The organism is Roseateles sp. GW835-FHT13E02, assembly GCF_058794035.1.
In genome coordinates this window covers 115,366-129,523 of sequence record NZ_JBXAGJ010000015.1, presented here as the reverse complement: position 1 = coordinate 129,523, position 14,158 = coordinate 115,366, and the positions used below count along the sequence as shown (strand labels likewise).

The window sequence follows — 14,158 nt, the reverse complement described above, 5'->3', positions numbered from 1 at the left end:
CACCGAACGCATAAGTTAAGGATCCAACAATGGCTGTGACTACCGTCGCCCAGTTCGCCGCAGAGCTTAATAGGCCTGCGAGCACGCTGCTTGAGCAGCTGCAAGCTGCGGGCGTCAAGACGTCTTCTCCCGATGACGCGCTCAATGAAGCCGACAAGGAACGTCTGCTCGACTACCTGCGCACCGCGCACGGTACCGGCGGCGCCGATCGCAAGAAGATCACGCTGACCCGCAAGTCGACCAGCGAAATCAAGCAGGCCGATGCCAGCGGCAAAGCCCGCACCATCCAGGTCGAAGTGCGCAAGAAGCGCACCTTCGTCAAGCGCGACGACGCCACCGGTGTCGACGACGCCGCCACGGCTGCCGCTGAGGAAGCGGAACTGCACCGCCGCGAGGAAGAAGCCCAGGCTCAAGCTGCCGCCCTGCGCCAGCAAGAGCAGGAGCTGGCTGCCCGCGTGAAGGAACGCGAAGAAGCCGAAGCCCGCGCCCGCGAAGCCGAAGAGCAACGCCGCAAGGAAAAGGCCGAACAAGCCGCCGCAGAGGCGCGCGCCGCTGAAGAAGCCGCCGCCCGCGCTGCTGAAGAAGCCGCGGCCGCCAAGCTGGCTGCCAAGGCCAAGGCCCCGCGCCAGACGGCCGAAGCCGCTGCCAAGGAAGCTGCCGCCATCAACCGCGCCGCTGCCGCTGCTCGTGCGCCGGCACCCGCTCCGGTGGCTGCACCCGCACCGGCTCCGGTCGCTGCAGCGCCGGTGGAGGCCCCTGCGGCTGCCCCGGTCGCCGCCGCTGCACCAGCCGCTCCCGCTGAAGCGCCCAAGCCCGCCCTGCGCGTGGTCAAGGCCGTGGACGTCGGCGCCGAAGAGAAGCAAAAACAGGTCGACCTGGAGCGCCGCCGCAAGGCCGCCGAGGCCGAGGCTGCTGCCATCCGCGCGATGATGAATGCACCGAAGAAGGTGATGGTCGCGAAGAAGGAAGAGCCCAAGCCGGTCGAAGCCAGCAAGGAAGGCATCAAGGGCACCATCCACAAGAAGCCGGGCACCCCGGGCGCGCCTGCCGCGCCGGGCGCCGCCACGGCCGGTGCTGCCAAGCCGGGCGACAAGAAGTCGGTCAAGTCGGAGAAGCTGTCGTCCAGCTGGGCCGACGATGCCAAGAAGCGTGGCGCCAAGCCCAGCGGCCCGGCCGCTCCGGGCGGTGCGCGTCCGTCTTCGGCCTGGCGTGCGCCGGGTCGCAGCGGCCCGGCTGGCCGTCGCGGCAATGATCGCGGTGCCGATCGCCGTGGCAGCAGCACCTCGACCTTCGTCGCTCCGGCGGAGCAGGTGGTGCAAGAGGTGCATGTGCCGGAAACCATCTCGGTGGCCGATCTGGCGCACAAGATGTCCATCAAGGCCTCTGAGGTCATCAAGCAGTTGATGAAGCTGGGCCAGATGGTCACCATCAACCAGCAGCTGGACCAGGAAACCGCCATGATCTTGGTGGAAGAAATGGGCCACAAGGCCTTTGCCGCCAAGCTGGACGATCCCGATGCCTTCCTGGAAGAAGAGGGCGCTGGCGCCGAGCAGCAGCACGAAGCGCTGCCCCGCGCACCGGTGGTCACCGTCATGGGTCACGTCGACCACGGCAAGACCTCGCTGCTGGACTACATCCGTCGTGCCCGTGTGGCCGCGGGTGAAGCCGGCGGCATCACGCAGCACATCGGTGCCTACCACGTGGAAACCCCGCGCGGCGTGATCACCTTCCTGGACACCCCGGGTCACGCGGCCTTCACGGCCATGCGTGCCCGTGGCGCCACCGCCACCGACATCGTCATCCTGGTGGTGGCGGCGGACGACGGCGTGATGCCTCAGACCAAGGAAGCGATCCACCATGCCAAGGCTGCGGGCGTGCCCATGGTCGTGGCCATGAACAAGATCGACAAGCAAGGCGCCAACATCGAACGCCTGAAGGGCGAGCTGGTGGCCGAAGGCGTCGTGCCGGAAGACTTCGGCGGCGACACCCCCTTTGTGCCGGTCTCGGCCAAGACGGGCGAGGGCATGGACAGCCTGCTGGAGCAAGTGCTGCTGCAAGCCGAAGTGCTGGAACTCAAGGCCCCGGTCGCCTCCATGGCCAAGGGTCTGGTGATCGAAGCCAAGCTGGACAAGGGCCGCGGCCCCGTGGCCACGGTGCTGGTGCAGAGCGGTACGCTCAAGCGCGGCGATGTGGTGCTGGCCGGTTCGACCTATGGCCGCGTGCGCGCCATGCTGGACGAAGACGGCAAGGCTGCGACCGAAGCCGGTCCTTCCATCCCGGTGGAAATCCAGGGTCTGACCGAAGTGCCGCAGGCTGGTGATGAGTTCATGGTGTTGTCGGATGAACGCCGTGCCCGTGAAATCGCCACCTTCCGTTCGGGCAAGTACCGTGACGTCAAGCTGTCGCGTCAGCAAGCCGCCAAGCTGGAAAACATGTTCGAGAACATGGGTGCCGGCGATGTGCAGACCCTGGGCATCATCATCAAGAGCGATGTGCAAGGTTCGCAGGAAGCCCTGGCTTCTTCGCTGCTCAAGCTGTCGACCGCCGAAGTCAAGGTGCAGATCGTGCACGCCGCCGTCGGTGGCATCAGCGAGTCGGACGTCAACCTGGCGATCGCCTCCAAGGCCGTCATCATTGGCTTCAACGTGCGGGCTGATGCTGGTGCGCGCAAGCTGGCCGAAGGCAATGCCGTCGATCTGCGCTACTACAACATCATTTACGACGCCGTGGATGAGGTGAAGGCAGCGATGACCGGCATGCTGGCTCCCGAGCAGCGCGAGGAAGTCATCGGCATGGCCGAGATCCGCACCGTGTTTGTGGCGACCAAGATCGGCACCATCGCCGGATGTATGGTCACTTCGGGCGTGGTCAACCGTTCGGCACGCTTCCGCCTGCTGCGCGACAACGTGGTGATCTACACCGGCGAGATCGACACGCTCAAGCGCATGAAGGACGATGTGCGCGAAGTCCGCGAAGGCTTCGAGTGCGGTATCAAGCTGAAGAACTACAGCGACATCGCCGAGGGCGATCAGCTGGAATTCTTCGAGGTCAAGGAAGTGGCGCGAACGCTGTAAAGCGGAGTTGCCCCAACCGGCGCAAACCCCGCCCTCCCGAGAGTGGCGGGGTTTGTGTTTGTGAGGGGCGCCGCCTGCAGTCTCAGCACAGGAGCAGTCCGAGATGCGACACAAACGAGTCATCCCCAACCGCAGCTTCCGCGTGGCCGACCAGATCCAGCGCGATCTGGCCGAGCTGATCCGCGAGCTCAAGGACCCCCGCATCGGCATGGCCACGGTCAATGCCGTAGAGGTGACGCCCGACTACGCGCATGCGAAGGTGTTCTTCTCGGTGCTGGTCGGCGATCCGACCGAAACCGCGGAAGCCTTGAACGAAGCCGCCGGTTTTCTGCGCAACGGCCTGTTCAAGCGCCTGCAGATCCACACTGTGCCCAGCCTGCATTTCCACTACGACCGCAGCATCGAGCGCGCGGCCGAGTTGAGCGCGCTGATCCACAAGGCCAATGCCACGCGCGCCCTCGATGACGAGGCGCCCGCTGAAGGCGACGCTGCTGCCGAGGCGAGCAAGCCCTCCGACCGCGCCGAGTGAACTTCGAGAAGCCCTGATTCTTTGTCCACCATGAACACCCGTCCCCAGCGCGTCAAGACACCGCGCCGTGCCCTGCACGGCGTGCTGCTGCTTGACAAGCCGCTGGGTCTGTCCAGCAATGACGCGCTGCAAAAAGCCAAATGGCTGCTGCGGGCGGAAAAGGCCGGCCACACCGGCACGCTGGACCCGCTGGCCACCGGCCTGCTGCCGCTGTGCTTCGGTGCCGGCACCAAGTTCAGCCAGGTCAGCCTCGATGCCGACAAGGCCTACACCGCCACCCTCAAGCTTGGTGAGATCACCACCACCGGCGACGGTGAAGGCGAGGTGCTGGAGCGCCACCCGGTGAAGCTGAGCCGCGAACAGATTGAGGCCGCCTGCGCCCAGCTGCGCGGCGAGATCACCCAGGTGCCGCCGATGTACTCGGCCCTCAAGCATGAAGGCCGGCCGCTGTACGAATATGCCCGCGCCGGCATCACCATCGAGCGCCCATCGCGACAGGTCACCATTCACGCGCTGGACATCCTGCATTGGCAGGATGATGAGCTGGTAATTGCCGTGCGCTGCAGCAAGGGCACCTATGTGCGCACCCTGGCGGAAGACCTGGGTCGCTTGCTGGGTTGTGGCGCGCGATTGAGTGCGCTGCGTCGCACCGCATCCGGGCCGGTGTCGGTGGAACAGGCCATCAGCCTGGACGCCCTGGCAGCGCTGACCGAAAGCGAGCGCGAAGCCTTGCTGCGCCCACCCGACTCTTTGTTGGCGGACTGGCCCGAGCTGCGTTTGAGCAGCGACGAAGCCGCCCGCTTTCTCACCGGTCTGCGGCGCCGAGTTGCCGCTGCCGATGTCCCGCATGTGCGGGTCTACGGCCCCGAGCCGCAAGCCTTTCTAGGCAGCGCCCATGTCCAGGCTGGCGAGCTGATCGCCGACCGGCTGCTGAGTCCCGCCGAGGTGCAAAGCCTCATGGGTACACCAGCCGCCTGAAGTCCAGAATTTTTTGAAAGTGTCGTATGAGCAAGCAGATTCGTAACATCGCCATCATCGCCCACGTTGACCATGGCAAAACCACCATGGTCGACCAATTGCTGCGCCAAAGCGGCACCTTCGCCGACCACGAAAAAGTCGTCGACACGGTGATGGACAACAACGCCATCGAACGTGAGCGCGGCATCACGATCTTGGCCAAGAACTGCGCCGTGTCCTGGGAAGGCACTCACATCAACATCGTCGACACCCCCGGACACGCGGACTTCGGCGGTGAAGTCGAGCGCGCACTGAGCATGGTGGACGGTGTGGTGCTGCTGATCGACGCCCAAGAAGGCCCGATGCCCCAGACCCGCTTCGTGACCAAGAAGGCCCTGGCCCTGGGTCTGAAGCCCATCGTCGTGGTCAACAAGGTGGACAAGCCCGGTGCCAAGCCGGATGCCGTGATCAACGCCGCCTTCGACCTGTTCGACAAGCTGGGCGCCACCGATGAGCAGCTGGACTTCCCGGTCGTGTACGCCTCGGGCATCAATGGCTGGACCTCGCTGGAAGAAGGCAAGCCCGGTGAGCAGTGGGGTCCGGACATGTCCGCCCTGTTCAACACCGTGCTCAAGCATGTGCCCGCGCAATCGGGTGACCCGGCCGCCCCGCTGCAGCTGCAGATCTCGGCCCTGGACTTTTCGACCTTTGTCGGCCGTATCGGCGTGGGCCGCATCAGCCAAGGCACCATCAAGCCCGGCATGCAAGTGGCCGTGATGGAAGGCCCGGACGGCAAGTCCGTCAACGGCCGCATCAACCAGGTGCTGACCTTCCAAGGTCTGGACCGCGTGCAAGTGACCGAAGCCGGCCCCGGCAACATCGTGCTGATCAACGGCATCGAGGACATCGGCATCGGCGTGACCGTGACCGACCCGGCCAACCCCAGCCCACTGCCCATGCTGAAGGTGGACGAGCCGACGCTGACCATGAATTTCTGCGTCAACACCTCGCCCCTGGCCGGCCGTGAAGGCAAGTTCGTGACCAGCCGTCAGATCTGGGACCGCCTGCAAAAGGAACTGCAGCACAACGTGGCCCTGCGCGTGAAGGAAACCGACGAAGACGGCATCTTCGAAGTCTGCGGCCGCGGCGAACTGCATCTGACCATCTTGTTGGAAAACATGCGCCGTGAAGGCTATGAGCTGGCTGTGTCCAAGCCGCGCGTGATGTTCCAGGACATCGACGGCGTGAAGTGCGAGCCGATGGAGCTGGTGACGGCCGACGTGGAAGAAGCACACCAAGGCGGCGTGATGCAGGCCCTGGGTCTGCGCAAGGGTGAAATGCTGAACATGGAGCCGGACGGCCATGGCCGCGTGCGCCTGGAATACCGCATCCCGGCCCGTGGCCTGATCGGTTTCTCCAACGAGTTCATGAATTTGACCCGTGGTTCGGGCCTGATCTCTTCGATCTTCGACGGCTACGAAGCCCACAAGGGCGAAATCGGTGGCCGCAAGAACGGCGTGCTGATCTCCATGGACGAAGGGGAAATCTTCACCTACGCCCTGGGCAAGCTGGATGACCGCGGCCGCATGTTCGTCAAGCCCAACGATCCGGTCTACGAAGGCATGATCGTCGGCATCCACAGCCGTGACAACGATCTGGTCGTCAATGCCACCCGCACCAAGCAGCTGACCAACTTCCGCGTCAGCGGCAAGGAAGATGCGATCAAGATCACCCCGCCGATCGACCTGACCCTGGAATACGGCGTGGACTTCATCGACGACGACGAACTGGTCGAAATCACGCCCAAGAGCGTGCGTCTGCGCAAGCGCTTCCTGACCGAGAACGAGCGCAAGCGAGCTGCGCGCTCCTAAGAGCGCGAAGCTCGCTCCAGCGAGTTCACTGTGCTCCTCCCAGCCAGGGCCAGAGAACCTGGCCTTTGCCAGGCTGAAACAGTCCTCAGGACTGTTTCAGTCCGGGCGCAGCCCTCCTCCGAGAGGAGGGCTCCAGTCAGTCTGTTGCCCGCGCCCCTCTCAGGGGCGCTCTCAATTCATCTGCCGTGACACATCGCAAGGCTGTGGTTCTGATGGTGTTGGTCACCCTGCTGTGGAGCACGGCGGGGGTGGTCACGCGCCATCTGGAGGCGGCGCGTGGCTTTGAGCTGACCTTTTGGCGCAGTGCTTTCAATGCCCTGGCTTTGCTGATCGGCTTGGCTTGGCTGCGTGGCAGCGCGCTGTTGGCTCAGCTGCGCAAGGCGCCGCGCATGGTCTGGGCCTCGGGCCTGTGCTGGGCGGTGATGTTCACTGCCTTCATGCTGGCGCTCAGCCTGACCACGGTGGCCAATGTGCTGGTGACCATGGCGCTCAGCCCTTTGCTGACCGCCTTGCTGGCGCGGGTGTTTCTGCACCACCGGCTGCCGGCGCGGACCTGGCTGGCCATTCTCGTGGCCAGCCTCGGCATCGCCTGGATGTTCGGCCATGAGCTGGGGCAGGGCGGAGGTGCAGGGTCGCCGCTGGCCTGGTTGGGCGTCGTGGTGGCTCTGGGCGTGCCCATGGCCTCGGCCATCAACTGGTCCCTGATGCAGCATGCCGGGCGCCGGGCGTCGGACGACGCTGCTGCAGCGTCGACGGCCTCGGACATGCCCTTGGCGGTGCTGATCGGTGCGCTGATCTCGGCTTTGAGTATGCTGCCGCTTGCTTGGCCGCTGCAGGCCTCGTGGCATGACGTCGGATTGCTGGCCAGCTTGGGCGCCTTTCAGCTGGCCCTGCCTTGCTTGCTGGTGGTGCACCTGACGCGGGTGCTGTCCGGCCCCGAGGTGGCCTTGCTGGCCCAGCTGGAGGTGATCTTCGGCGTGCTCTGGGCCTGGCTGTGGGCGGGCGAGCAGCCTTCGTCGGCTGCCTTGCTCGGTGGCGGGCTGGTGCTTGCGGCCCTGGTGGGCAACGAGCTGCTGGCCTGGCGCGAGCAGGCCGGCCACGCCGCAGCACGCCGCCGTTAGCGCGAACGATAATCGCGTGCTTGAACATCAACGTTTCCAGGAGACAGGCATGAAGCCGCCCTTGCTACCCGAACTGCAATCTGCCGGCCAGGTTCTGGCCGAGGTCAATGGCTGCCTGGGCCTGATCACCCTGAATCGGGCGCAAGCACTCAATGCCCTGTCCCTGGCCATGATCCGCGATCTGACCTTGCTGCTGCAGACCTGGGCGGCGGCGCCCGAGATCGAGGCGGTGGTGATTCTGGGCGCGGCGCGCGAGGGCAAGCCGGCCGCTTTCTGCGCCGGCGGTGACATCCGCTTCTTCCACCACGCGGCCCATGCTGGCGACGCGGCGCTGGCTGCGTTCTTCACCGAGGAATACGCGCTCAACCACCTGATCCACCACTACAAAAAGCCCTACATCGCCTTGATGGACGGCGTGGTCATGGGCGGCGGCATGGGCTTGAGCCAGGGCGCCAAGCTGCGCGTGCTGAACGAGCATTCGCGCCTGGCCATGCCCGAGACCAATATCGGCCTGTTCCCGGATGTGGGCGGCGGCTACTTCCTCAGCCAATGCCCCGGCCATGTCGGCGAGTGGCTGGCCCTGACCGGCCATGCCGTTGGTGCGGGCGATGCCATCGAGCTGGGCCTGGGCGATGTGTTTGTGCAGAGCAGCGCCTTCCCGGCCTTGATCGAGGCCTTCCGCCACGGCCAGCAAAGCAGCGCCGAACATGTGGTGGCGACCGTCATGGACAAGGTGGACCTGGCGCCTGCGGCCGATCACCTGAAGCTGCGCGCCCGCATCGACCGCCATTTCGCCTTGCCCGATGTGCCGTCCATCCTGGCCTCGCTGGAGGCCGAGCGCGACGACGAATGGGCCGCACACACGGCCGCCACCTTGCGCAAACGCTCGCCGCTGATGCTGGCCGTCACGCTGGAACAGCTGCGCCGCGCGCGTGGCATGGGTCTGGGTGCGGAGCTGCGCATGGAGCGAGATATGGTGCACCACTGCTTCCACCTGCGCCCGGCGGCCGAGAGCGAAACCGTGGAAGGCATCCGTGCCCTGGCCGTGGACAAGGACCATGCGCCGCGCTGGCGCCATGCGCGCAGCGAAGACGTCACCGCGGCGGAAGTGCAAGCGTTTTTTGCCCCAGTCTGGGCGGCGGATCAGCACCCCTTGGCCGGGCTGAACTGAGGGTGAGGCACAGGCGATCCCTGCCTGCGGCAAGGCCATAATCTGCGCGGCAAGGTCCCACCGGACCTTGCCGTTTTTCATTGGCCCCTGCGCTGGCGCGTCACCCGAGCCAGCCACAACCGAAGAGCCCGCAGATGCCCACCGACATCGAGATCGCCCAAGCCGCCACCCTGCAGAAAATCCTGCCCCTGGCCCAGCGCACGCTGGACCTGCCGGAAGAGGCGCTCAGCCCTTACGGTCACTACAAGGCCAAGCTGGGCCTGGAACATCTGCCTGCCCTGGCCGGCCGCAAGAATGGCCACCTGATCCTGGTGACCGCGATCTCGCCCACACCGCCTGGCGAGGGCAAGACCACCACCACGGTGGGCCTGGGTGATGGTCTCAATCACATCGGCAAGAAGGCCATGATCTGTCTGCGCGAGCCTTCGCTGGGCCCCTGCTTCGGCATGAAGGGCGGCGCAGCCGGAGGTGGCCGCGCACAGATCGTGCCCATGGAGGACATCAACCTCCACTTCACCGGCGACTTCCATGCCATCGCCCTGGCCAACAATCTGCTGGCCGCCTTGATCGACAACCACATCCACCATGGCAATGCGCTCGGCATCGATGTGCGCCGCATCAGCTGGCGCCGTGTGGTGGACATGAACGACCGCGCCCTGCGCGACATCACCGTGGCCTTGGGCGGGCCGGGCAATGGCTATCCGCGCCAGGATGGCTTTGACATCGTGGTCGCCTCCGAGGTCATGGCGATCTTGTGCCTGGCCACCTCGCTGGAGGATCTGAAGCGCCGCCTCGGCAATATCGTCATCGGCAGCACGGCCGACAAGCGCCCGGTCACCGCGCGCGAACTCAAGGCCGATGGCGCCATGGCCGCCTTGCTCAAGGACGCGCTGGCGCCCAATCTGGTGCAGACCCTGGAGGGCAATCTGGCCTTTGTGCATGGCGGCCCTTTTGCCAATATCGCCCATGGCTGCAACTCGGTGATCGCGACGCAAACAGCGCTGAAGCTGGCCGACTATGTGGTGACCGAAGCCGGCTTTGGCGCCGACCTCGGTGCCGAGAAGTTCATGGACATCAAGTGCCGCAAGGCCGGCCTGCAGCCCAGCTGCGCCGTCATCGTGGCCACCGTGCGGGCGCTCAAGTACCACGGCGGTGCCGATGCGAAGAAGCCGGGCAGTGACACCCTGCAGGCGCTGGAAATTGGCCTGGCCAACCTCGGCCGCCACATCGAAAACGTGCAGCAGCATTACGGCCTGCCGGCCATCGTCTCCATCAACCGCTTTGACGCCGACACGGCCGAGGAGATCGCCTTGATCGAGGCCTATTGCCAGGCCCGAAGTGTGCGCTGTGTGCTGGCCACCCACTGGGCCGAGGGCGGCGCCGGTGCGGCCGAGCTGGCCCGTGCCGTGGTGGCCCAGTGCGAGCAGGGTGGGGCGCGCGCCGCCAGCATCTACGAGGATGCGCTGCCGCTGGCCGACAAGATCCGCGCCATCGCCAGCAAGGTCTACCGGGCCGGCGAGGTGGTGTTCGAGCCCAAGGCCGCCGCTCAGCTGCAGGACTGGCAGAACGCCGGTTGGGGCCAGCTGCCGGTCTGCATCGCCAAGACCCAGTACTCCTTCAGCAGCGATGCCAGCTTGCGCGGCGCGCCCGAAGGCCATGTGCTGCGCGTGCGCGAAGTGCGCCTGGCGGCAGGCGCCGAGTTTGTGGTGGCCATCTGCGGCGACATCATGACCATGCCGGGCCTGCCCAAAGTGCCCTCGGCCGAGCGCATCGATGTCGATGCGCAAGGGCGCATCAGCGGTTTGTTCTGAGCCTCGCAAGCCGCCAACGCTTGAACCTGTAAGGCCTTACAGCCCCGGCCCGATTTGAGGGTTTCTCCGTGCGCGCTGGTCCAGCCGGCTGCGCACACTGCCCATCCATGGCCCATGGATGGGCAGTTCGCGAAGGAGAAGCTCGATGCCTGCAATTCGCCCCTCGGTCTGGCTGCTGACCTCGATGTTCAGCGGCCTTCTGCTCTCGCCATCGTTCATGGCGCAGGCGCATGATGCACCCGCCAATCCGGCGTCGGCCAAAGCGTCCTCAGCCGAGAACCTGCGCACGGTCTATCGAGCCTACTTCAAGGATCTGCGCCTGGCCCAGGGCATTGCCCACAGCCGCTTCGACACCCTGGAATCCAAGTACGAGCTGGGCTACTTGGTCGTGCTGGCCGATGCGAGCGAGGCGCGTGAGCTGCGCGCCCTGGGTTTTCGGCTGCAGGTCGATGAACAATGGCTGCCCGAGCAGCAAGCTCAGGCTGCGCGCGAAAGCGCCGAGCTGGCCGAACGGCGCCGCAGCCTGGGCAAGGCGCTGGTGCCCAGCTTCGCCGGCATTCCCAGCTACAGCTGCTATCCCACGGTGGAAGAAGTGTTCACCGAAGGCGATGCCTTGATCGCGGCCAAGCCCCAGCTGGCACGCTGGGTGGACATCGGCGACAGCTGGCAAAAGACCCGTGGCAGTGGCGGCTACGACCTGCGCGTGCTCAAGCTCGGCAACAGCGCCGGCCCGGCCAGCAAGCCGCGCCTCTTCGTCAATGCTGGCATCCATGCCCGCGAGTACACGACCACCCCCTTGGTGCTGGAGTTCGCCAAGCGTCTGGTCAATGGCTACGGCGTCGATGCCGACGCGACCTGGATCCTTGATCACCACGAGATCCACCTCTTGCTGGCCACCAACCCCGATGGCCGCAAGAAGGCGGAAAGCGGCCTGCTCTGGCGCAAGAACACCAACACCGCCTACTGCGGCGCCACCAGCAACAGCCGCGGTGCTGACCTGAACCGCAACTTCACATTCCAGTGGAACAGCACCAATGGCGCAGGCTCCAGCGGCAGCGCCTGCAACGAAACCTACCGCGGTCCCAGCGCGGCCTCCGAGCCTGAGACCCAGGCCGTGGAGGCCTACATCCGCAGCCTCTGGCCCGATCGCCGTGGCCCCAACCGCGCCGATGCCGCACCGCTGGACACCTCGGGCATCCATCTGGACATCCACAGCCACGGTCGCCTCTTGCTCTGGCCCTGGGGCACCAATGGGGTGGTGGCCGGCAACGACAAGCAACTGGCCACCTTGGGGCGCAAGTTCGCCTACTGGAACAAGCACACGCCGCAGCGCTCGCTGAGCCTGTACGAGACCGATGGCACCAGCGATGGCCCGAGCTACGGTGAGCTCGGTGTGGCGGCCTTCACCTTCGAGCTGGGCACGGCCTTCTTCGAGCAATGCAGCTACTACAACAGCACCGTGCTGCCCGGCAATCTGCCGGCCCTGATCTATGCCGCCAAGGTGGTGCGCACGCCCTATCAAACCCCGGCAGGGCCTGATGTGCTGAGCCTCGCTCTGGCCGGCAACGCCAGCAGCAGCGACGTGCCGGCGGGCACCCAGGTGGCCCTCAGCGCCACCGTGGACGACAGCCGCTACAACAACAGCAATGGTGCCGAGCCGACCCAGGCCGTGGCCGCTGCCGAGGCTTACATCGACACCCCGCCCTGGGTGGCCGGTGCCACGCCGCGTGCGCTTCAGGCCAGCGACGGCAGCTTCAACAGCAGCAGCGAAGCCGTGCGCGCCAGCCTCGACACCACCGGCCTGGCGCCCGGCAAGCACCTGGTCTATGTACGCGGTCGCGACGCGGCGGGCAACTGGGGCGCTCTCAGCGCGGTGTTTCTGAACATCAGCGACAGCAGCGGCGGCACGGCGCCGGTGGCGGCCTTTGACACCAGCATCAACGGCCTCAACGTCAGCTTCACCGACCGCAGCAGCGACGCCGATGGCAGCATCGCCTCGCGCAGCTGGAACTTCGGCGACGGTGCCACCAGCAGCGCCGCCAACCCCAGCCATGCCTACGCGGCGGCCGGCAGCTACACGGTCAGCCTGACGGTGACCGACAACGAGGGCAAGAGCAACAGCTTGAGCAAGCCCCTGGTGCTCAGCGCCGACAACGTGCCGGTGCTCAGCAACGGCCAGACGGTCAGCGGCCTCAGCGGCGCCAGAGGCAGTTGGCGTTACTACAAGCTTGCCATCCCCAGCGGTGCGCGCAATCTGGTCGTCAAGGGCAGTGGCGGCAGCGGCGATATGGATCTCTACACCCAGAACGGCGCCCAGCCCACGCTCAGCAGCTACAGCTGCCGCCAGAACGGCTCGACCAACACGGAGACCTGCAGCATCGCCAGCCCCGCGGTCGGCTGGATTTACATCGGCCTGTACGCCTACGCCGCCTACTCGGGCTTGAACCTGAACGTGAGTTTCACACCCTGAAGGCGAGGGCGATCGGCGCCGGGGAGGCGGGCTTTGGGATAATCGTTCGGTGAATACCGCGCCCATTCTTGCCTCCGCCGCTTCCCCGGCCTCGACCGACTCATCCGTGATCAGCCCTTGGCGGCTCTCGGTTGCCCCCATGCTCGATTGGACGGACCGGCATTGCCGGACCTTCCATCGCCTCCTGACCCGCCAGACCCGGCTCTACACCGAGATGGTGACGACCGGCGCCTTGTTGCACGGCGATCAGGCGCGGCATCTCGACTTCAACCCCGAAGAGCATCCGGTTGCCTTGCAGCTCGGTGGCTCGGAGCCGGCCGATCTGGCCGCCTGCGCCAAGCTGGCCGAGCAATGGGGTTATGACGAGGTCAACCTCAACTGCGGCTGCCCCAGCGAGCGGGTGCAGCGCGGCGCTTTTGGCGCCTGCCTGATGGCCGAGCCGGCCCTGGTGGCCGATGGCGTCAAGGCCATGCGCGATGCGGTGAGCATCCCGGTGACGGTCAAGCACCGCATTGGCATCGACAGAATTGAGAGCTACGACTTTGTGCGTGATTTCGTCGGCCAGATCGCCGAGGCCGGCTGCGAGGTCTTCATCGTCCATGCCCGCAACGCCTGGCTGCAAGGCCTGTCGCCGAAAGAGAACCGCGAGATCCCGCCGCTGCGCTACGAACTGGTGCATCAGCTCAAGCGCGACTTCCCGGCGCTGACCCTCGTGCTCAACGGCGGCATCAAGACCGATGAGGAGATTGCCGAGCAGCTCCAGCATGTGGACGGCGTGATGGTGGGCCGTCAGGCTTACCACGAGCCTTGGCAGATGGTGGACTGGGATCGCCGCTTCTTCGGCACGCCCAACCCGGCCTTGTCGCGCGAGCAGGTCGAGGCCGACTGGCTGCTCTATCTGGAGCGCCATGTTGCGTCGGCCCCCTATGCCAGCTGGCCGCAGGCCATGCGCCACGCCCTGGGCTTGTGGAACGGCCAGGCCGGCTCGCGCCGCTGGCGCCAGATCTGGTCTGACCATCAGTACAAATCCATGGCGCCGCGCGCTGTGGCCGAGCTCGCCACGCAGGCGCGCGTCGGGGTGGCGGCTCATGTCGCTGAGAAGGCGGCCGAGAAGCTGGCGGCCGAGGCCGGTGTCAGCGCCACCGCGGCCTGAA

The 14,158-nt window shown here is 66.0% G+C and carries 9 protein-coding genes; all 9 read left to right on the top strand.

Going from position 1 to position 14,158, the window contains the following annotated elements; all coding sequences use genetic code 11:
* The first annotated feature begins 29 nt into the window (after positions 1 to 29).
* On the top strand, positions 30 to 3,074 hold the full coding sequence (gene infB / locus AC1Q6P_RS15775) for a translation initiation factor IF-2 (protein ID WP_102766794.1): 3,045 nt from the start codon (positions 30 to 32) through the stop codon (positions 3,072 to 3,074).
* Positions 3,075 to 3,177: 103 nt separating this feature from the next.
* Positions 3,178 to 3,603 carry a 30S ribosome-binding factor RbfA gene (gene rbfA, locus AC1Q6P_RS15770; protein WP_492665029.1) on the top strand — a complete coding sequence of 142 codons (426 nt, stop codon included), beginning with the start codon at positions 3,178 to 3,180 and terminating at the stop codon, positions 3,601 to 3,603.
* A 30-nt stretch (positions 3,604 to 3,633) separates the two neighbouring features.
* Positions 3,634 to 4,581, top strand: coding sequence for a tRNA pseudouridine(55) synthase TruB (gene truB, locus AC1Q6P_RS15765; RefSeq protein WP_492665028.1), 948 nt, complete (start codon positions 3,634 to 3,636; stop codon positions 4,579 to 4,581).
* Positions 4,582 to 4,607: 26 nt separating this feature from the next.
* Positions 4,608 to 6,431, top strand: a complete 1,824-nt coding sequence (gene typA, locus AC1Q6P_RS15760) for a translational GTPase TypA (protein WP_102766791.1) — start codon at positions 4,608 to 4,610, stop codon at positions 6,429 to 6,431.
* 185 nt (positions 6,432 to 6,616) lie between these two features.
* Positions 6,617 to 7,552, top strand: coding sequence for a DMT family transporter (locus tag AC1Q6P_RS15755; protein ID WP_492665027.1), 936 nt, complete (start codon positions 6,617 to 6,619; stop codon positions 7,550 to 7,552).
* A 49-nt stretch (positions 7,553 to 7,601) separates the two neighbouring features.
* The gene (locus AC1Q6P_RS15750) at positions 7,602 to 8,723 is read left to right on the top strand and encodes an enoyl-CoA hydratase/isomerase family protein (protein WP_492665026.1); all 1,122 of its coding nucleotides are present in this window, start codon (positions 7,602 to 7,604) and stop codon (positions 8,721 to 8,723) included.
* Positions 8,724 to 8,857: 134 nt separating this feature from the next.
* Complete coding sequence (locus AC1Q6P_RS15745) at positions 8,858 to 10,534, top strand: formate--tetrahydrofolate ligase (RefSeq protein ID WP_492665025.1); 1,677 nt, start codon at positions 8,858 to 8,860, stop codon at positions 10,532 to 10,534.
* A gap of 145 nt (positions 10,535 to 10,679) precedes the next feature.
* Positions 10,680 to 13,004, top strand: a complete 2,325-nt coding sequence (locus AC1Q6P_RS15740) for a M14 family zinc carboxypeptidase (protein WP_492665024.1) — start codon at positions 10,680 to 10,682, stop codon at positions 13,002 to 13,004.
* Between the two features lie 64 nt (positions 13,005 to 13,068).
* Positions 13,069 to 14,157 carry a tRNA dihydrouridine(20/20a) synthase DusA gene (dusA, locus tag AC1Q6P_RS15735; protein ID WP_492665048.1) on the top strand — a complete coding sequence of 363 codons (1,089 nt, stop codon included), beginning with the start codon at positions 13,069 to 13,071 and terminating at the stop codon, positions 14,155 to 14,157.
* Position 14,158: the final 1 nt, after the last annotated feature.

Bases quoted from the DNA above. Each gene is read 5' to 3' on its own strand.
- rbfA (WP_492665029.1), top strand. From the start codon at position 3,178: ATGCGACACAAACGAGTCATCCCCAACCGCAGCTTCCGCGTGGCCGAC.
- AC1Q6P_RS15745 (WP_492665025.1), top strand. From the start codon at position 8,858: ATGCCCACCGACATCGAGATCGCCCAAGCCGCCACCCTGCAGAAAATC.
- AC1Q6P_RS15740 (WP_492665024.1), top strand. From the start codon at position 10,680: ATGCCTGCAATTCGCCCCTCGGTCTGGCTGCTGACCTCGATGTTCAGC.
- AC1Q6P_RS15750 (WP_492665026.1), top strand. From the start codon at position 7,602: ATGAAGCCGCCCTTGCTACCCGAACTGCAATCTGCCGGCCAGGTTCTG.
- truB (WP_492665028.1), top strand. From the start codon at position 3,634: ATGAACACCCGTCCCCAGCGCGTCAAGACACCGCGCCGTGCCCTGCAC.
- typA (WP_102766791.1), top strand. From the start codon at position 4,608: ATGAGCAAGCAGATTCGTAACATCGCCATCATCGCCCACGTTGACCAT.
- infB (WP_102766794.1), top strand. From the start codon at position 30: ATGGCTGTGACTACCGTCGCCCAGTTCGCCGCAGAGCTTAATAGGCCT.